Origin of the sequence: Vagococcus allomyrinae (assembly GCF_017829975.1) — a bacterium.
Classification (GTDB): domain Bacteria; phylum Bacillota; class Bacilli; order Lactobacillales; family Vagococcaceae; genus Vagococcus_D; species Vagococcus_D allomyrinae.
In genome coordinates this window covers 48,357-67,978 of record NZ_JAEEGA010000002.1, presented here as the reverse complement: position 1 = coordinate 67,978, position 19,622 = coordinate 48,357, and the positions used below count along the sequence as shown (strand labels likewise).

The following is a 19,622-nucleotide window of genomic DNA, read 5'->3' as shown; positions in this document are numbered from 1 at the left end:
AAGGACTTCCTTTGCTTATTGACAAGTGTTGTAGTAATAGCCAGAAGACGATTTTTAAGCCAATTGATTTTCAGGCTTGATCTGAGATAACCACCTAGTGACGAAAATAAGTCACTAGGTGGTTATGATGATTATTTACTAAAGTATTCATCTAAAGCATTGGTGACAGCTGTGGCTACTTGTCTTTGGAATTTTTTGGTCTTAAAGGTATGAGCATCATTGTCATTGTTCATATAACCTAATTCCAGCAAGATAGCCGGCCGTTCGTTTTCACGAATGACTTGATAATCGCCTTTTTCAACGCCACGATTAGGTAGTGGCAGTTCTTTTTCCAAGTGTTTATTAAGGGTCTCAGCTAAAGTTTTATCACCGTCATCATAGAAGTATGTAGTAAACCCAGAGGCTTCATTGCTGATTTCGGTTGAGTCATAGTGGAAGCTGATAAAAGCATCCGCTCGTTTACGATTGCTGATAAGGGCAATGTCTCCCAGCTCGACCAGGGAATCATCATCGCGGGTGAGAATCACATTAGCGCCTAATTCTTTTAGTGCTGCTTCGACATAATGAGCAGTCGCTAGGGTAATAATTTTTTCTGAGATGGTCTCGTCATTGCTTTGGGCGCCAACGTCACTGCCCCCATGTCCAGGATCAAGGACGATGGTCGTTTCAGCAAGTGAACTGGCTTTTTTGGTGTTTTTGCCCGGTTCTTCAAAGCTGACTACCCAGTTGGCTACATAACCGGATTGGCCGTCTTCGGTCTCGACCTGATACCATTGACCATCTCGCTGTTTGAAGTTTAATTTGGCGTCAGCTTTTAGCGTTGCAATGACTGCTCCATCAATAGAAGGTGTTGAACGTACTTTGGTCCCTTCTTCTCGAGCGAAAAGTTGGTCAGCGTCAATGATGTCTTTATCATTTTTTGATGGGGCGCCAAGGGTCAGGAGCTCAGAGAAAATCCAACCATGTTTTTTCCCGACTGTCACATTCGACCAGCCGTTTTGTTCGGAGGTGATGGTGACTACTTTGCCTTTTTTTAAGCTTTGAATTTCTTCTCCTTCAGTATTAGGATCTTTTCTCAGCTTGGTGTCGGCAGTATTGACGGTTGCCACTTGGTTGGTGGCAGGGCTATCTTGACTATCATCAAAGAGCCAGCTGGCGACCCAACCAGTTCGGCGGCTTGCCAAACGAACTTGGTACCATTGTTTTTCTTCTTTTAACACAACTAGCTGATCGCCACGTTGCACTTGGGTAGAGATTTCATTTTCAATGCCAGGGCCAGTTCGCACATTCATGGCAATGGCTGAAACGGTTATGACTTTATTTTTACCAAAGCTCATAAAAGCAATGATGACGATGATAATAATCGCCACGTTAACAATAATGAGCTGATATTTTTTTAATAGTGTTACATATTTATTCAATATAATGTCCTCGCTTAACTTATCTTCAGAAGGCTGATTCTTTTGTCACATTTAAATTCTTTATCCATTATAACAAAAATTAAGGCAGATATAATAGCTTAAAGCGAATCGTCACTAAAACAACATCAAGTTGTAACAAATTGAAGGGAACAGGAAAGTGTTTCAAACTGACTGATTTTTGTGAAATGTCTAATTTCTGTTACCGGTAACAAGTTGTTTAACTATATCGCCTTATGTATAATCGTGGTAACGCTTTAAAAAGGAGAGGTGTCATTGGTGAAAAAAAGGTTAAGGCAACTTCGTTGGGGAATAATGTTATTGTTGGTCGGTTTGATTGGTTGGAATGTGAGTGTTAGTGGCGAAGAAATCTCGGTGGAGGAAACAACCATTGTGGTTCATTATCGTTCATCTGAGGAACGACAATGGGCTTTATGGGTTTGGCCGGAAGAAGGGGAAGGACAGGAGCTTGCGTTCACCTCGACTGATAAGTTTGGCCAGGTGGCAGTCTTGAAAGTACCTGGGGCTCATCAAAAAGTCGGGATTATTGTGAAGCAGAAAGGCTCTTGGGAAGCTCAGGATGGCGGTGACCGTTTTATTGATACAAGCACTGGCATGGGTGAAGTTTGGATTAACGGTGGCAGTCCAGAAACCTTCACAAGCCCACCTGCCGGATTCGCAGATGACCGATTGAGTGCGGCGGTTAGGGTTCATTATTTTCGACCAGACAGCTATGATGGCTGGGAGTTATGGACATGGGTGAATCAAGAAGATGGGCTGGTTCATGCCTTTGATCAGAGTGATAACTACGGCAAAGTCACCCGTTTGGAGGCTGTAAGTGAAGAGCCCATTAGTCATGTCAATTTTATCGTTAAAAAATCAGTGGGTGACAATCCATGGGCTGAAAAAGATGGTGAGGAGGATCGCAAAATAAGAGTCTTACCTGAAAAAGAGGTGACCGATGTCTGGTTAATAGCTGGGGATGAGAAGGTTTATTACAACCCCTATTTTGCGAATAAAGAGATGAGTATTAAAAAAGCAACGATTGAAGAGACGAATAAAGTGAAAGTGACCATGAGTCATCCCGTGGACTTGGAGTGGCTTAAAGGAAAGCTGTCATTGACAGAGATCGGAACTAATTTTGAGGTTAGCTTAGATGAGGAAGATGAGCGAACTTTTTGGCTAACGACGGCAACGTCACTGAATCTAGGCGAAAACTACCTGCTAAATATTGAAGGGCTGCCAAGTCTGCCTGTGACCATTGGAGGGATTGTGAGAACAGCGGCTTTTGATGAGACCTATGCCTATTCAGGTGAACTAGGTGCTCTTTACGAGGCGCAAGAAACAACTTTCCGTTTATGGGCGCCAACGGCTCAAAAGGTCGAGTTAGTGGAATATGTCGACAGTCAGCCAGATAGTCAAGAAAAACAAGTCAGGCTGATGCTGCCAAAAGAAAAGGGGACCCATGAACTGAGGTTGTCCGGTAATCAGGCAGGGTTAAGCTACGCCTATCGGTTAACCTTTGGGGATGGGACAACGACAGTTACTAGCGATCCTTATGCAAAAGCCGTTATTGCTAATGGGGAGCGCTCGGTGGTGGTTGATCCGCAAACCGTAAGGGCTCAGGAACTTAAGAGAATGCCCCCTAGTCAACCAGCGGATGCGGTTATTTATGAGCTCCACGTTCGTGATTTTTCTATTCAGGAAGACAGTGGTATTCAGCATAAAGGAAAATTTTTAGGCGTGGTTGAAGAGGGGACTAAAAATGGACAGGGGCAAGTCACGGGTTTAGACTACCTCAAACAACTAGGCGTGACCCACGTTCAGTTGCTGCCGATGTATGATTATGCTTCTGTGGATGAAACCAATCCGAGCCCTCAGTATAATTGGGGCTATGATCCGAAAAATTATAACGTGCCAGAGGGTTCCTACAGCACGGATCCTTACAACCCGTTGACTCGTATTTTAGAGATGAAGGAAATGATCCAAGGGCTGCATGATAATAACATACGGGTTATTATGGATGTGGTATACAACCATGTTTATGCGGTTAATCAACAAGCTTTACAGAAAACAGTACCGGGCTATTATTTCCGTTATACAGCAGATGGCAAATTGGCCAATGGGACAGGTGTTGGCAATGACACGGCGTCAGAACGGGCGATGATGCGCCGTTATATCGTTGACAGTGTCAGCTATTGGGCGGAAAATTATCAATTAGACGGGTTCCGTTTTGATTTGATGGGCATTCATGATGTGGAGACGATGAATGCGGTTCGTCAAGCTTTGGATAAGATTGATCCATCGATTATTATTCTAGGAGAAGGTTGGGACTTGAATACTCCGTTGGCACCAGAATTAAAAGCCACTCAAAAAAATGCCTTTAAAATGCCAGGCATCGCCCACTTTAATGACTCACTACGTGATGGTGTTAAGGGAAGTGTTTTTGATGGGATTGAACCGGGATTTGTCAATGGCAAGCCAGATCAGGAAGCGTTGCTTATGACGAATATTCTAGGTGGGCAAGGTTTGGACGCCAGTGTGGGCAAATATAGTGGTCCTCAACAGGTTATACAATATGTGGAAGCTCACGACAATTTAACCTTATTTGATAAGTTAAGTGAAACCAATCCAAATGACAGTCCAGAATTGCGCTCGAAACGTCATACCCTAGCGACGAGCATTCCCTTGCTTTCTCAAGGTGTGCCATTTATTCATGCTGGCCAAGAATTTATGCGAACGAAAGGCGGCAATGAAAATAGCTATAATTCGCCTGATAGTGTCAATCAGTTCGATTGGCATTTAGCTTATGAGAATCAGGCAAGTGTGTCTTTTGTCAAACAGCTAATTGCTTTAAGAAAAAGCGAGCCCTTATTCAGAATGACGAGCTATGATCAGATCGAAAGACATACCAAAGTATTAAAACAACAGGATCAGGTTGTGGCATATGAATTAGGAGATGCTAAAAATCGTTATGTGGTGGTTTTAAATGCGCAAGAGAATGAGCTTGATGTGTCGGCATTTGACGTGCTGAAAATGATAAAGGTTCTGTCTAATGAAGGCGCTCAGCCAGACGAAGGCCAGAGGACAGTAGGACCTGTTTCAGTGACTGTCTACCATGAAACATTAGAAGAGCCAACGAGCACGACGGATTCAACTAGTCAAAGTACTAGTGAGTCGCTGGCAACCATTGAATCGACAACAGATTCAACTGATGTCCCCCAAGGAAAAGCAGCCCCTAAAGATACGTTACCTAAAACAGGCGGAAAATTAGTGGCAGGAATCAGCTTTATCGGTGGAATCGTGGCAATTTGGGCAGGGGGTATGTGGTTAAAACGCAACCAAAATCATTATATCGAATAATTCCTTGACTTTTCTCCAGCTTTCTAGTAAGTTAGTTAGTAATACATAAGAAATCAATGATAGAGACAGTAGCTTTTTCTTTTTAACTCAGAGAGACTTATCGTGGCTGAAAATAAGTCTAAAAAGAGAACAGTGAAGGACACTCTGGAGATGAATAGTGCAAAGCTATTCCGTTACGAGCGTTAATCGTTAAAGTGGAAAGAGCAATCTTTCAATCTAGGTGGTACCACGTGTGAAGACATTCGTCCTTGTTTATTAAATATAAACAGGGGCTTTTTTTCGGTTTAGTTATAAAGCGAGGCCCGTAGATGTAGCAGTAATTGAATTAACTCATTAATCAAAAAGAGAGGGGACTTATCAATGGCTTATCAAAAACCAAAAGGCACGGCCGATATTTTACCAGGAGAATCAGAAAAGTGGCAGTTCGTTGAAGAAACAGCTCGCTTACTTTTTAAGGATTACGAATTTCATGAAATTCGCACACCTATTTTTGAGCATTACGAAGTAATTTCTCGTAGTGTCGGCGATACAACAGATATTGTGTCCAAAGAAATGTATGACTTTTATGATAAGGGGGACCGTCACATCACCTTAAGACCAGAAGGCACGGCACCGGTTGTGCGGTCATTTGTGGAAAATAAGTTGTTTGGACCAGAGTTCCAAAAGCCTTATAAGACTTATTATATGGGGCCGATGTTTCGCTATGAGCGTCCGCAAGCAGGCCGTTTTCGTCAATTTCACCAAATTGGCGTAGAGGTTTTTGGTAGTACTAATCCTGCTACAGATGTGGAAACGATGATGATGGCCATGGATTATTACCAACAGTTAGGGGTTAATCATATTCGTTTGGTTATTAATTCATTGGGTTCGCGTGAAGATCGTCAGGTTTATCGCCAAGCCCTCATCGATTATTTGGAACCACACTTTGATGAATTGAGTAAGGATTCTCAAACGCGTCTTCACAATAATCCTCTAAGGGTATTGGATAGTAAAGATCAAAAGGACAAAGTGATTGTCGAAAATGCCCCATCTATTTTGGATTATCTAGGGGAGGAGTCAGCGGCCTTCTTCAATCAAGTAAAAGACATGCTGACGGCTCTTGAGGTGGACTTTGAGATTGATCACCGAATGGTTCGTGGGTTGGATTATTATAATCACACGATCTTTGAAATCATGAGTGAAGCACCTGGGTTTGGTGGTGCCATCACGACGATTTGTGCAGGTGGCCGTTACGATGGTTTGGTTGCCGATTTAGGTGGTCCAGAAACAGCTGGTTTTGGGTTTGCTTTAGGGATTGAGCGAGCGATTATTACCATCGAAGCTGAAGGTGCAGCGATTCCTATGTTGAATCAAATTGACGCTTATGTTGTGGGATTAGGCGAAACCACGAATATCGAAGCCTTAAAGTTAGTTCAAAGCATTCGTCAGGCAGGGTTTTCTGCAGAACGGGATTTCTTAAATCGCAAGGCGAAAGCGCAGTTCAAGTCCGCCAATAAACTAAATGCCAGATTGGTGTTAACTATTGGTGAAACGGAACTGGCTGAGGGGACGGTCAACGTTAAGCAGATGGAAACAAGGAAAGAAAAAACGGTTCTCTTAGAGGACATCTATACGCGATTTGCAGAAATTTACGATGAATTAACTGAAGTCTAAACCAGAAATTGTTGAATGAAGGGAAGAAATACAATGGCAAAAAGAACAAAGTATTGTGGTGAAATCTCCAAAGAAGACTTGGGTCAGGTCGTCACTCTTAAAGGCTGGGTCCGCAAGCGCCGTGACCACGGTGGCGTGATTTTTATTGATCTACGAGATCGTGAAGGGTTTGCTCAAGTGGTGTTTAACCCGGAAAAATCACGTTCTGCTTGGGAAATAGCGGATAAATGTCGGACGGAGTATGTCATCGAAATTACGGGTGAAGTCATCAACCGTGATCCAGAAGCCATTAATCCTAAAATGAAAACCGGCGAATTTGAAATCATGGCCACTGAGATTAACATTTTGAATAGCTCTAAAACCGTGCCATTTGGCATAGAAGACGGTACACCGAGTAATGAAGAGTTGCGTTTGAAGTATCGCTATTTAGATTTACGTCGTCCAGAAATGCTGGCTAACATGCGTTTGCGTCATGATGTGACGAAGACGGTGCGTCATTTCTTAGATGATCATGATTTTATCGATGTGGAGACCCCTTACTTAAATAAATCGACACCTGAAGGGGCCCGGGATTATTTGGTTCCATCACGTATTCAAGGGGGGCATTTTTATGCGTTACCTCAATCACCACAAATCACTAAACAATTGTTGATGGCGGCTGGTTTTGACCGTTATTACCAAATTGTTCGTTGCTTCCGTGATGAGGATTTACGTGGTGATCGTCAACCAGAATTTACTCAAATTGATATTGAAACGTCATTCTTATCACCAGCAGAGATTCAAGCTTATACGGAAAAAATGTTGGTTAAGGTGATGAAGGAAGTCAAAGGAATTGAGATTCCGACACCATTTCCACAAATTACTTACGATGAGTCTATGGCGCGTTTTGGGAATGATAAACCTGATACTCGTTTTGGGATGGAATTAATTGATTTAGCTGATGTAGTCAAAGATGTTGAGTTTAAAGTGTTCCAAATGGCTTTACAAGCGGGCGGTCAAGTTAAAGCGATTGTGGCAAAAGGGGCTGCTGATAAGTATTCGCGTAAAGACATGGATAACTTGGGAACCTTTGTTGGTCAGTATGGGGCTAAAGGGTTGGCTTGGTTAAAAGTGGAAACAGATGGTCTAAAAGGGCCAATCGCTAAATTTTTAACGGAAATTGAAGCAGACTTAGTGGCTAAAGTTGGGGCAGAAGTTGGCGATATCATCATGTTTGCTGCAGATAAAGCAGAAGTTGTGGCGGCTTCATTAGGAGCTTTGCGCAATCGTTTGGGCAAAGAGTTGCAATTGATCGATGAGTCTAAATATAACTTCTTGTGGGTCGTTGACTGGCCCTTACTGGAATACGATGAGGAAGCGAAACGTTATACCTCTGCTCACCATCCGTTCACGATGCCGAAAGAAAGCGACTTGCCATTAATGGATACGGCGCCAGAGAAAGTCTATGCAGAAGCCTATGACATTGTCTTAAATGGGTATGAACTAGGCGGTGGTTCAACGAGAATTCACAAGCGGGAAATTCAAGAAAAAATGTTTGAAGTTCTTGGCTTTACAAAAGAAGCGGCAGTGGAACAATTTGGTTTCCTATTAGATGCTTTGGAGTACGGATTCCCACCTCATGGCGGAATCGCTTTGGGCTTGGATCGTCTGGCAATGTTGTTAGCTGAAGAGGAGAACATTCGTGAAGTTATTGCCTTCCCTAAGAACAATCGTGCTATTGATCCGATGAATGAGGCACCAGGGAAAGTGTCACCTGCTCAGCTGTTTGAATTGAGTTTAAACGTGACAATTGAAGATTAAGAGGCGCTAGAGGAGAGGACAGTGATGTCCCTCCTTTTTAATTTTCATAAATATAGAGTTTAAGAATCTGAGTAGATTTTTATTCTAAGATCTGTTCTTCTCTTAAATATTCATTACTCTGTGCATAAAACTGGGTTAAAACGAAATTATTGTTGACAGTGCTTTCATTTGATGATAATATAGTCCTTGAATAAGAGATATATCAGACGGATTGTCACTGACTCGATCAGGCATTACCTGTTTTGATTGCATAACTGGACAACAGCTTCTTTTAGGGAGGTCTTGTTTGGTGCAATTAAAAGAGGGATTTTTTGTGTTAAGGAGCATCCAGTTAAGGGGAAGGGGAAACGTAGCGTGGAGTTCATTAAAAAAATTAATAACAATGTGGCGTTTACCCGTGACGATAAAGGCGTTGATTATGTGGTTATTGGCAAAGGGATTGGCTTTCAATCAGAGCCTGGTGCTTTAGTTGACGAGAGCTTGATTGATCGCATGTTCAAAGCCGAAGATGGTGGCGAAAGTGCTGGTTCCTTGGCAATTTTAACTCAGATGAATTCGAATATTGTCGATATTACAACGAAGGTCAGTCAGTACGCAGAAGCAAGGTTGGGAATTCAATTTGATAATACCCATTACTTAATTTTGGCGGATCATTTAGCTTATGGCATCAAACGACAACAAGAAGGCATCGATTATGCTCCGTTGAATCAGTGGGAACTCAAAAAATTGTTTCCCAAAGAGTATGAGGTAGCCATTGAAAGTTTGGCTCTGATCAAAGAAGAGTTCGGCATTGAACTGGACAGTGCGGAAATCAGTTTTATTACGAATCATTTTGTTAATGCCAACACGGAATATAGCAGCTTGCGGGATACATTAAAAATGACTAAACTGATTAAAAAGATCATCACGTTGGTTGAGTATCAGTTTCAGGTGAATTTAGATGAAGATTCGTTTAACTACAGCAAATTTATTAGCCATTTACGTTATTTTATTTTACGCAAAATGAATAATCATATGTTTGCCGAGAATTCAATCGACCAAGAGCTAATTGACATGTTTCAAATGAAATACCCAGAGGCCTATCGCATGGCGGATAAAATTGAAGAGTTTCTTTATCTCAAAGAGGGCTGGCAGTTAACCTCAGACGAGAAACTTTATTTAACCGTCCATGTGCGACGCTTAACCTCTGAAGACAACTAAATACACTCAATTCACGATTTGGATTGTCACTGATTCGATCAGGCATTACTGAATAATGAAGATAAGGCACTAACACTTACAGCAGTTAGTCGGCTTATTTTTGTTATTCATTTTTTTATACATAAAATTAAGGATAAGGAGATTAAAAGATGTCAAATTACAAAGAAACCGCCCAGCAAGTCATCGACAATATTGGGGGGAAAGGAAATGTCAACAATGCTTGGCATTGTGTCACACGTTTGCGTTTTAACTTAAATGATAAAAATAAAGCCAATCTTGACGCTATTAAAAAAATCCCAGGAGTTATGGGTGCACAGTTCTCAGGGGATCAATTTCAAGTGATTATTGGCAACACCGTTGGCGATGTCTTTGAAGAGGTCGAAGGGATTGTTGGGGGTGGCAGTGGCAATGGCCCGCAAAATTCAGATGAAGGAATCGTCTCGAAAATTTTTGATGTGATTTCAGGTATTTTTACCCCAGTCGTCCCTGCGCTGGCTGGTACAGGACTATTAAAAGGTTTTTTAGCGTTAGCAGTTATTTTAGGGGTTTCGGCTGAAAGCCCGACATATTTGTTATTATATGGTTTATCCGACGCTGTTCTTTATTTTTTCCCGTTTCTATTAGCTGTTTCAGCGGCCGAGAAATTTAAGACGAGCAAGTATCTCGCCATGGCAATAGCCGGTGGCATGATGTACCCAACCTATCATGCTGCAGCTCAAGCAGCATTTGCGGCAAAATTAGGTGGGGAAGCAGCGCCAACTGTTTGGAAAATCTTTGGTGCCGTTCCTGTTCCCTTAGTGACTTACTCTAGTTCGGTTATTCCCATTATTTTTGCCGTATTATTGTTGAAGTATGTTAACAACTGGGTGAAAAAATGGATGCCGAAAAGCTTGAATTTAATGTTTACTCCGATGGTTGCCTTATTGATCGTTTTTCCAATTGCGATGGTCATTATTGGACCTGCTGGGACGTATGCTGGTAATTTCGTTGGCGATGGTATTGCTTGGTTGTTTAAAGTGGCAGGACCGTTGGCCGGTGTTGTGCTTGGTGCCACCTTCCCGTTGTTGGTTATCACGGGGATGCATTACTCATTACTGCCAATTGCTTTAACAAACTTGGCTAAAAATGGCTATGAAAACATGATTGGTCCTGTTAACGCTGTAACCAATGTGGCCCAATCAGGTGCAGCTTTTGCTGTGGCACTACGCTCTAAAAATGCTAACATGAAACAAATTGCGCTGTCTTCAGGAATTTCAGCGTCAATTGGGATTACTGAGCCAGCCATGTATGGTGTTAACTTAAAATTAAGACGACCTTTCTACGCGGCTTTAGCTGGTGGTGGGATTGCCGGTGGTTTCGCTATCTTTATGAATACTCGTTCGTTTGGTGGCGGGGGGATGCCTGGTTTCTTATCAATTCCAGCCTATATCAACGCTGATGACCGTATGAACGTCATTTGGTTTATCGTTGCGTTGTTGATTAGCTGGGTATTGTCATTTATCTTTACTTTGATTTTAGGTTTTGAAGATGAAGTTGATCAACCGGTAACAGCTCCTGCTGAAGCCTCTGAGCCAGTTGAAGCCGGGGAGAAACATCGGATTTTTTCACCGATGAACGGTCAGTTAGTTGAGTTGAAAACAGTGCCAGATGAGACTTTTGCTAGTGAATTGGTCGGCAAAGGTGTGGCGATTCAAGCCAGTGATGAAAATGTGTATTCGCCGGTTAGCGGCACGGTAATGATGTTTCCAGAATCGAAACATGCCATTGGATTTTTAGGCGATAATGGGGTGGAAGTTTTGGTTCATATTGGGATTGATACTGTTGAGTTAGGTGGCGAAGGTTTTGATTTGGACTTGACTCAAGGCCAACGGGTTGAGAAAGGTCAATTGCTTGGTAAAGTCGATTACAATTTGATAAAAGAGAAAGGGTTGTCGACGGTGACCATGGTAATTGTCACTAATACCCCTAATTATTTTGATGTGTCTCCTGCTCAACAGGACGGCGTGATTTTTAAAGAAGAAGAAATTATCCATATTATTTAAGAAGGAGACGATAAAAGATGACTGACAACACACACCATTTTCCAGACGGGTTTTTATGGGGAGGAGCAACGGCTGCCAACCAATTTGAAGGGGCTTATGACCAAGGCGGCAAAGGTTTGACGATCGCTGATGTATCACCAGGAGGGAAAGATCGCATAAAAACTTTATTTTCAGCAGATTACCCTTTAGAAATTGACCGAGCTAACTACACCTATCCCAATCATCAAGGGATTGATTTTTACCACTGTTACAAGGAAGACATTGCCTTGTTTGCTGAAATGGGCTTTAAGACCTTTCGTATGTCGATTTCATGGGCGCGAATTTTTCCAAATGGGGATGACTTAACCCCAAATGAAGAAGGGCTACAGTTTTATGAAAATGTGATTGACGAGTTGTTGAAATACGGAATTGAGCCAACGATTACCATGTCTCACTATGAAACGCCTCTTAACTTAGTTAAGCAGTATGGTGGCTGGAAAAACCGTCAGCTAGTCGCATTTTTTGAAACCTATGCCAGAACGATTTTGGAGCGATTCCACAAGAAAGTGACTTATTGGATGACATTTAATGAAATCAATACGGGAATTGGCGGTTCATTCTTCAGTGTGGCCATGCGAAACGAGGGGCCACAAGCGAATTTTCAAGCTCTTCATCACCAGTTTGTCGCCAGCTCTCTTGCGACGAAGATTGCCCATGAATTAAACCCGGAGCTAAAAGTTGGCTGCATGAGTATTTATGCGACGATGTACGCGTATGACAGCAATCCTGAAACTGTGGTTGCAATGAAAGATCGCAATCGGATGTTTAACTATTTTTGTAATGACATTCAAGTGCGCGGTGAGTATCCAAGCTATGCCTTGCGCTATTTTGAGAATAATGATATTGAGTTAGCTATTGAAGCAGATGATTTGGCGTTGATCAAAGAGCATCCCGTGGATTACTTGTCATTTAGTTACTATATGTCAACCACAATTTCGACCAATCCAGAACACGCTAGCGCTGAAGGAAACTTTTTTGGTGGGACCAAAAACCCTTATTTGAAAGCGAGTGAATGGGGCTGGGAAATCGACCCTATTGGTTTACGAGTAGCTTTAGGTGATTTGTACGAGCGTTATGGTGTGCCGCTGTATATCTCTGAAAATGGTTTAGGGGCGATCGATAAGCCTGATGGTGACTTTAATATTGACGATGATTACCGAATAGCTTACTTGCGTCAGCATATTAGTGAAATGGAAAAAGCCATCAATTTAGATGGTGTGGACTTATTTGCTTACACACCTTGGGGCTGTATCGATTTAGTTAGTGCGTCGACTGGGGAGATGAGCAAGCGATATGGCTTTATCTATGTTGATTTAGATGATCAAGGTCAAGGAACGTTGGCACGCTATAAGAAAAAATCCTTTAACTGGTACCAAGCTTTGATTGCGAGTAATGGCCGTAGTTTAACTGAATAAATGAGTGAAATCCGTGGGAGCCGTAAAGGTCCACGGATTTTTTTGGGTTTTTGGAAGTGCGTCCTAGGGGAGGTCTATGGTATGATAAAAAAAAGGTGATTAAAAACGTACTGAGTTTATTTAGAGGGCGCCTGAGAGTGAAAGAATAGAGACAGGGGTAGCTCATGAACAAGTTGGCGGTGTCTCGCTATTGCGGTCTTTTTGTGTCGACGTAATGACAAACAAAGTGCTGATCACCTCTGAAAAAGATGCTAATAGAGGACGTAGAAGTCATTTGTTAGGAGAGGTAGAGTTAAAAGAGTGGGGCTGATGACAGATGAAAATCACTTTAGTTTTTTTGGAACAATTAATGGCTGGAATGATAAAACGATAAGGAGTTATTATGAACAAAAGATTGACAGCAACACAACAGTTGCAACGTAAAGTGTCAGAAAAAATCAAGTATCGGTTGGTTCTAGCATACAGTTTGATGTTAATTGGGATGGGGTGTTTATTCGATCCCCTAAGCACTATTTTTCGTGGGTTATGGACGATTTCCCTGTCGTCCAATGTGCTGATTACCGACTATATTGAAATTGCTGGCTTAGGTGCCGCCTTTGTCAACAGTGGTCTTTTGACACTTTTGAGCGTTTTAGTGGCGCGAGGCAATAAGGTTAAAATGAGCGGTCCGCTGATTGCGGCCTTATATACGATGAGTGGTTTTTCTTTTTTTGGAAAAAATTTGTTGAATTCGTTGACGATTACTTTGGGGGTCTATCTCTATGCTAAATGTCAAAAGAAACCATTTTCTAATTATTTGATTGTCAGTTTATTTGGAACAGCATTAGCGCCAGCTGTGAGTTTAGTTGCGTTTGGTTCTGGATTACCGTTGGTCCCAGGGATATTGTTGGGATTTTTAACTGGGGTGACCATTGGTTTTGTGCTGCCACCCTTAGCGACGCAATTTCTCAGCTTTCATCAGGGGTTTAGTTTGTATAACGTTGGATTTACTGCTGGGATTATTGGAATGGTGTTTACCGCGATTATGCGGATGTTTAAGTACGATATTTCCAATGTTTATTTTGTTTCATCAGGAAATAATCTTTTGCTCAGCATCGTTCTCTACGTCTCATTTACTGGTCTATTTGTCATTGGTTGGTGGTTAAATGAGCGCAGTTTTAGTGGGTTAAGCCGGATTTTTCACTCATCTGGAAAACTGGTCAGTGATTTTGCCACTTTGGAAGGTTATGGGGTTACCTTGATTAATATGGGGATGATGGGAATGGCGGCTACCAGTTATGTTTTGCTAATCGGTGGTCAATTAAGTGGGGCAGTCATCGGGGGGATTTATACGGTTGTTGGCTTTAGTGCTTACGGCTGCCATTTACGCAATAGCATTCCGATTGTTTTAGGTGTGTATTTAATGGCACTCCTAACAGGTGGTGACCCCAGTGATGTCTCTGTCTTGTTGACGGCGCTTTTCGGTACGACATTGGCCCCGGTAGCCGGTTATTATGGTCCTGTGGCCGGTTTATTAGCTGGCGGATTACACATGGCCTTAGTCAGTAACGTAGGTTTTTTACATGGGGGTGTTAATTTATATAATAATGGCTTTTCTGGAGGCTTTATCGCAGCTTTTTTAGTGCCAATCCTAGATAGTTTTGCTAAAATGAAAGAAGCGAGAGAAAGTCAACATTAGGAGGAGCAGGATGTTAGAAGAACGTCGCAAAGCGGAAATGATTTCTCATGAATTATTGCGCTACTTTTTTACTCAGCGTACGAAGGGGATTCAAATGAGCATTGTATTTGAAGACAACCAGTTTGTGGTCACTGTTCAGGGGGAAATGGCGAATTCACCCCAAGATTTGGAAGACTTTACCTGGCTTTTGAGTGTGGAACGGGACCCGGACTTAGACGAGTATGCAGAGGGCTTAGTCGGGACTCACCATGAAGCGGAAGACTTTGCTTTACTGGGAATTATGACCGATAAGGCTGAGGTGGATTTTACCGAAGGAAAGTTGACAGTTAAGTTGTATCGTGCCTTTTTGTTTCAGAAATAAAGTGGCAGAGGTGTGGCTGTTGCCCAATTACCTTTTTACAGCATTCTCCCGAATAAATTCGTTAAAAGTTACAAATCCATTAATATCCTCTCATATTAAGGACTTCTCCTTTAATTGTCGGTACTAACGTTCTATAATGAAGTCAATAAGAAACGGGAGTGACTAAAGGAAAAATGGACGACCTTAGAGAAAAATTGACGAGTAATGAATACACAACAAAATTAACGGTGGCACTGCTTTATGCTTTATTCGCATCAGTGGCGTTGAATGTTTTCTGGCGACCGGGAAATATTTATGCCAGTGGCGTGACAGGCTTAGCACAAATCATCACCACCTTAATTAGCAGTGGAACTGGTAAAGAAGCGCCTGTTTCTGTTATTTATTATTTGTTAAATGTTCCTCTGTTTGTTTTGGCATGGCAGCGAATTAGTAAAAAGTTTACTATTTTTACGGTCATTACAGTCACCTTTTCTTCTTTGGCGATTCAATTAATGCCGGTGACACCATTATCGACTGATCCGATTATTTGCGCCATCTTTGGTGGAGCTGTTAATGGTTTTGCCGTTGGGTTTGCTTTGAAAAATGGCATTTCTTCTGGTGGTTTGGACATCTTGAGTATTACGATTCGCAAAGCTACGGGAAAGAGTGTCGGATCGATCGCCATCATTTTTAATGGCATGATTGCTCTTACGGCAGGTTATCTATTTGGTTGGCCGTTTGCATTTTACAGTGTTTTGTCGATTTTTGTCAGTGGTAAAGTGACGGATGCGGTCTATACAAAACAGAAAAAAATGCAAGTGATGATTATTACCAAAAAGCCCGATCAGGTTATTCATTGTGTTCAAGAGCGTTTGCGTCGCGGGATTACGATCATCAATGGCGCAGAAGGGGCTTTTGATCATCATAAGAAAGCTGTCTTAATGACGGTTATCACCCGTTACGAAATGCATTCTCTGGAAAAGGCCATGAAAGAAGCGGATCCTAAAGCTTTCGTTAGTATTGCAGATAATGTGACCATTCTGGGCAACTTTTATGATCCTGGGATGTAATTAATAGCAGTCATTTACCTCTTAAAAGGGCAACTTTTTGAGAGGTTTTTTTGGTTTGTTTATCGATTACAGGTTTAAAAGACGGGGCAAGTTAGTGGAAATAATTGAATTGGTTAATTGAAAGCACTTATGTATAATGAACTATCATTAAAAAGATAAACCCAGTGATGGACAAAAATTAACGGAAATGAGGACAAACATTGTGGTGTAAAGCGTTTCCATTTGGTGTGTCCGTCCTCTACAATAAGATTATGAGGTGGTCAACATGTATCTAGATGCAAGAAGTTTAGCTATCTTTAAAGAAATTATTCATTATCCCCAACAGAAAAGTAAGGAGTTAGAAAAGAAGTTTGATTTATCTAGGCGACAAGTGAATTACTCAATTGAGAAAGTTAACCTGTGGTTATCCGAGTTTAAGTTTCAAAAGATTCAACGACTAAGCAATGGTCATTTTTCTGTGGATAAAGCCGTTATCAATTATTTTTCAGAAACAATGGCCAGCCAAAAGCAGACTGATACTTATATTTTTGATGAGTTGGAACGACAGCAAATTTTATTATTAAGTTTGATTGGAAAAAATAGCGATCTCTCTTTAGATGATCTATCAGAATTGCTGGCAGTTAGCCGTAATACCACCTCGAAAGATTTAAAGGCTGCTGAGCATATGTTACGTGATTTTCAGCTGACCATTCAATATTCGCGAATTGATGGGTTTAAGCTAGCAGGAGAAGAAATGGCTATTCGCCGGCTGATCAACTATTTAGTACCGAAAATGATGACCATCGCCAATTTTTCTGATTTTTTTGCTCAAATCATGAAAGTGGACAAGCAGTGGTTTTTGAAAAAAATCCAGGCAATCGAGGAACAGCTAGGAATTCATTACACGGATATTAGTTTTCATGAGTTACCTTTTATTTTAATTTTGAACCTTCATCGTTGGGAACAGCACCATCCCTTGGCTATAAGCGAACCTTTTAGTACGACCGTTGATCCGATTAATGAAACCGCTGAATACCGGGTGATTGTAAGCGTATTATCTTCGGTGATGCCAGCAGCAGTTATTGAGAAGGAATGGCTGGTCTTGCAGATGTTAACCGCTAATATGAGAAGTGCTCATCTAAGTGGTCAGTTGAAACAGGGGTTGGAGCAAGCGATTCAAACTTTTCTTCAACGGTTTGAAGAAAAATCGGTCCTCCTCATATTAGATAAGGCTAATTTGATTCAAAAGTTACTGGTCCACATGTATCCAGCTTATTATCGCATTAAGTATGGGGTAAACACGAATTATATTTTATTGGATAAAATTACCACTGATTATGTTGAGTTATTTGAACTTGTGAAACAATCAGTAGGCCCAATCGAACTGGCAATTGGCAAACAATTACCAGATGGCGAAATTGCTTACTTAACAATTTTTTTAGGAGGCGAATTATTAAAACAAGGTCTGAATATTGAGACTAAAAAGCGAGCCGTCGTTGTTTGTACAAATGGGATTTCAATCTCCAAATTATTGAAGTACACCTTAAGTAAGTTATTTCCAGAATTTATTTTTAGAGAGAGTTTATCCATCCGTCAATTCGATCATTATGAGCAGCCTTACGATGTTGTCTTTTCCATGGTGCCATTAAAAAGCGATAAACCAGTTTTTATTGTCAACCCTCTAATGACCAAGGAAGAACAACAGCTGCTCAAGTACCACGTTTTAACAGAGTTAAAAGAGCATACGACTGATTTTTTAGTCAGAGATATCTTAGGAATAGTTAAAAAGTATGCGGAAGTGACTTATGAACAAAAACTAGTTGATGAATTAGAAACGTTTATGAAGGCACCAACTATTCAAGGGCCAGTGGTTGATTTAACTAACGAGTTACCTGATCTGACAACCTTTTTAAAAAGTCAGCGGGTCTTGATAAAAGATCGGGTAAAAGACTGGCAAGCAGGGATTCGCTTAGCCTGTCAGCCTTTGTTGGAGGAGCAACTGATTTCGGAGGTGTATGTGGAATCGTTGCTTGTTGAACACAATCGCCATGAGCTCTACTGCTTTTTAGGTAATTATCTGGCAATCCCTCATACATTGCCAGAAAATGGGGTTCAAGGAGATGGTTTCTCCATGCTGATTTTAAAGGAGCCAGTCTTATTCGCAAACGGCCGCCCTATTTCGGTCATTGTGCCATTGGCCATCTTATCTCAAACCAGTCATTTAAGGGCGATAGTTCAGTTGGCGGAACTATCAGAAAATAATCAGGATATGTTGGCATTAATGGCAGCAACGAATCAACAAAGTGCGTATGAAGTTATTGAAAAATATAAGTAAAAGAGGTGTTGGCGGTGTTTTTTGACAAGGAAGTGTTCTTTTTTCAATTAGATGTATCAACTAAAGAAGAAGTTTTTGAAAAAATGGCAGCTGCGTTATTAGCAAAAGAGTTGGTAACAGTTGATTATTTAGAGGGTGTTAAGGAAAGAGAAGTGGTATTCCCTACAGGATTGCCCACCCTCCCTTACGGTGTCGCCATTCCTCATACCGATGGTGAGCGCGTGCTTGAGCCGCAAATTGGCTTTGCCTCACTAAAGCAGCCTGTTAACTTTAGAGTGATGGGCTCAGAAACCGAAACAATTGACGTTAAAATTGTGTTTATGTTGGCATTAAAAAAAGCTGATGATCAGTTAGAAATTTTACAGAAATTAATTGATTTAGTACAAGCAGAAGAAAGTGTGAAGCGCTTAGGGGAGTGTCATAGCAGCGCGGAATTTAAGCAGATAATTCATGAAATTGGCTTAGGGTAAGAACGATCAAAGAGGTCCGTGGAACCAAGAGCACTGCTTTTCTGACATAGAAAAACAGCAATGCCAGAGATCAAAATGAAAAGTAGTGAAGGTCGGACCACCATATTTAAAGGAGGGCCCCTATGCTTAATGCTTCAGCATTTAGCGATAGTGGACACCGGACCACCATATTTAAAGGAGGGCCCCTATGCTTAATGCTTCACTTCGTTGTCCCTCATCTCTAAGGGCTAAAGCCCCAAGAATGACGGCAGCATTTAGCGATAGTGGACACCGGACCATCATATTTAAAGGAGGAAAAAAGATGGCAATTTTACAATGGTTTGTTGATTTAGGTGCGAGTGTGATGTTACCAATTTTGTTATTTATTTTTGGAATGATTTTAGGTGCTAAACCTGCTAAAGCCTTTAAGGCAGGGATTACTGTTGGGATTGGGTTTATTGGCTTAAATTTAGTGATTGGGCTTTTATCGGATAGCTTAGGTCCTGCTGCTCAAGCGATGGTGGAGAATTTTGGTTTCTCGTTAAAAACAATTGATGTTGGTTGGCCTGCAGCTGCAGCTATTTCTTATGGAACAGCTTTGGGAAGTTTGGCAATTCCGATTGGGGTCGGGTTGAATGTCTTATTACTGGTGTTAGGTTTGACCAAGACATTAGACGTGGATATTTGGGATTATTGGCATTGCGCCTTTACTGGTTCTTTAGTTTATGCGATGACGGGCAATTTTGCTTTAGGTTTGTATACGATTGCTGTTCATTGCGTGGTTATTTTCTTCTTAGGTGATTTAATTGCGCCGACGATTTCTGAATTTTATGGCTTTCCT

Annotated in this window: 13 protein-coding genes and 1 other annotated feature; of the genes, 12 read left to right on the top strand and 1 reads right to left on the bottom strand. The window is 41.4% G+C overall.

The features are described from left to right. Window positions 1-131: 131 nt before the first annotated feature. Window positions 132-1,421, bottom strand: coding sequence for an N-acetylmuramoyl-L-alanine amidase family protein (locus I6N95_RS02940; RefSeq protein ID WP_209524863.1), 1,290 nt, complete (start codon window positions 1,419-1,421; stop codon window positions 132-134). A gap of 276 nt (window positions 1,422-1,697) precedes the next feature. Here I6N95_RS02940 and pulA point away from each other — a divergent pair, with 276 nt between their 5' ends. The 12 genes from pulA to I6N95_RS02880 form a co-directional block, all read left to right on the top strand. Further along, on the top strand, window positions 1,698-4,781 hold the full coding sequence (pulA, locus tag I6N95_RS02935) for a type I pullulanase (RefSeq protein ID WP_209524862.1): 3,084 nt from the start codon (window positions 1,698-1,700) through the stop codon (window positions 4,779-4,781). 47 nt (window positions 4,782-4,828) lie between these two features. Then, window positions 4,829-5,034, top strand: a binding site (T-box leader). Window positions 5,035-5,141: 107 nt separating this feature from the next. After that, window positions 5,142-6,434: a histidine--tRNA ligase gene (gene hisS, locus I6N95_RS02930; RefSeq protein WP_209524861.1), complete on the top strand. Its 1,293-nt coding sequence runs from the start codon at window positions 5,142-5,144 to the stop codon at window positions 6,432-6,434. 33 nt (window positions 6,435-6,467) lie between these two features. Continuing rightward, on the top strand, window positions 6,468-8,234 hold the full coding sequence (gene aspS, locus I6N95_RS02925; RefSeq protein ID WP_209524860.1) for an aspartate--tRNA ligase: 1,767 nt from the start codon (window positions 6,468-6,470) through the stop codon (window positions 8,232-8,234). A gap of 354 nt (window positions 8,235-8,588) precedes the next feature. Continuing rightward, window positions 8,589-9,434 carry a PRD domain-containing protein gene (locus I6N95_RS02920; protein WP_209524859.1) on the top strand — a complete coding sequence of 282 codons (846 nt, stop codon included), beginning with the start codon at window positions 8,589-8,591 and terminating at the stop codon, window positions 9,432-9,434. Window positions 9,435-9,583: 149 nt separating this feature from the next. Beyond that, window positions 9,584-11,476: a beta-glucoside-specific PTS transporter subunit IIABC gene (locus I6N95_RS02915; protein ID WP_209524858.1), complete on the top strand. Its 1,893-nt coding sequence runs from the start codon at window positions 9,584-9,586 to the stop codon at window positions 11,474-11,476. 17 nt (window positions 11,477-11,493) lie between these two features. Beyond that, the gene (locus I6N95_RS02910; RefSeq protein ID WP_209524857.1) at window positions 11,494-12,930 is read left to right on the top strand and encodes a glycoside hydrolase family 1 protein; all 1,437 of its coding nucleotides are present in this window, start codon (window positions 11,494-11,496) and stop codon (window positions 12,928-12,930) included. 382 nt (window positions 12,931-13,312) lie between these two features. After that, window positions 13,313-14,608, top strand: a complete 1,296-nt coding sequence (locus tag I6N95_RS02905; RefSeq protein WP_209524856.1) for a DUF1576 domain-containing protein — start codon at window positions 13,313-13,315, stop codon at window positions 14,606-14,608. Window positions 14,609-14,618: 10 nt separating this feature from the next. Next, window positions 14,619-14,969, top strand: a complete 351-nt coding sequence (locus I6N95_RS02900; RefSeq protein WP_209524855.1) for a hypothetical protein — start codon at window positions 14,619-14,621, stop codon at window positions 14,967-14,969. Window positions 14,970-15,142: 173 nt separating this feature from the next. Further along, window positions 15,143-16,018: a YitT family protein gene (locus I6N95_RS02895; RefSeq protein WP_209525401.1), complete on the top strand. Its 876-nt coding sequence runs from the start codon at window positions 15,143-15,145 to the stop codon at window positions 16,016-16,018. Window positions 16,019-16,283: 265 nt separating this feature from the next. After that, window positions 16,284-18,332 carry a BglG family transcription antiterminator gene (locus I6N95_RS02890; protein ID WP_209524854.1) on the top strand — a complete coding sequence of 683 codons (2,049 nt, stop codon included), beginning with the start codon at window positions 16,284-16,286 and terminating at the stop codon, window positions 18,330-18,332. Between the two features lie 14 nt (window positions 18,333-18,346). Then, entirely contained in the window at window positions 18,347-18,802 is a 456-nt protein-coding gene (locus I6N95_RS02885; RefSeq protein ID WP_209524853.1) for a PTS sugar transporter subunit IIA, read from the top strand. A gap of 301 nt (window positions 18,803-19,103) precedes the next feature. Next, window positions 19,104-19,622, top strand: a 519-nt coding sequence (locus I6N95_RS02880; protein ID WP_283808907.1) for a PTS transporter subunit IIC, incomplete at its 3' end; no start/stop codon positions are given.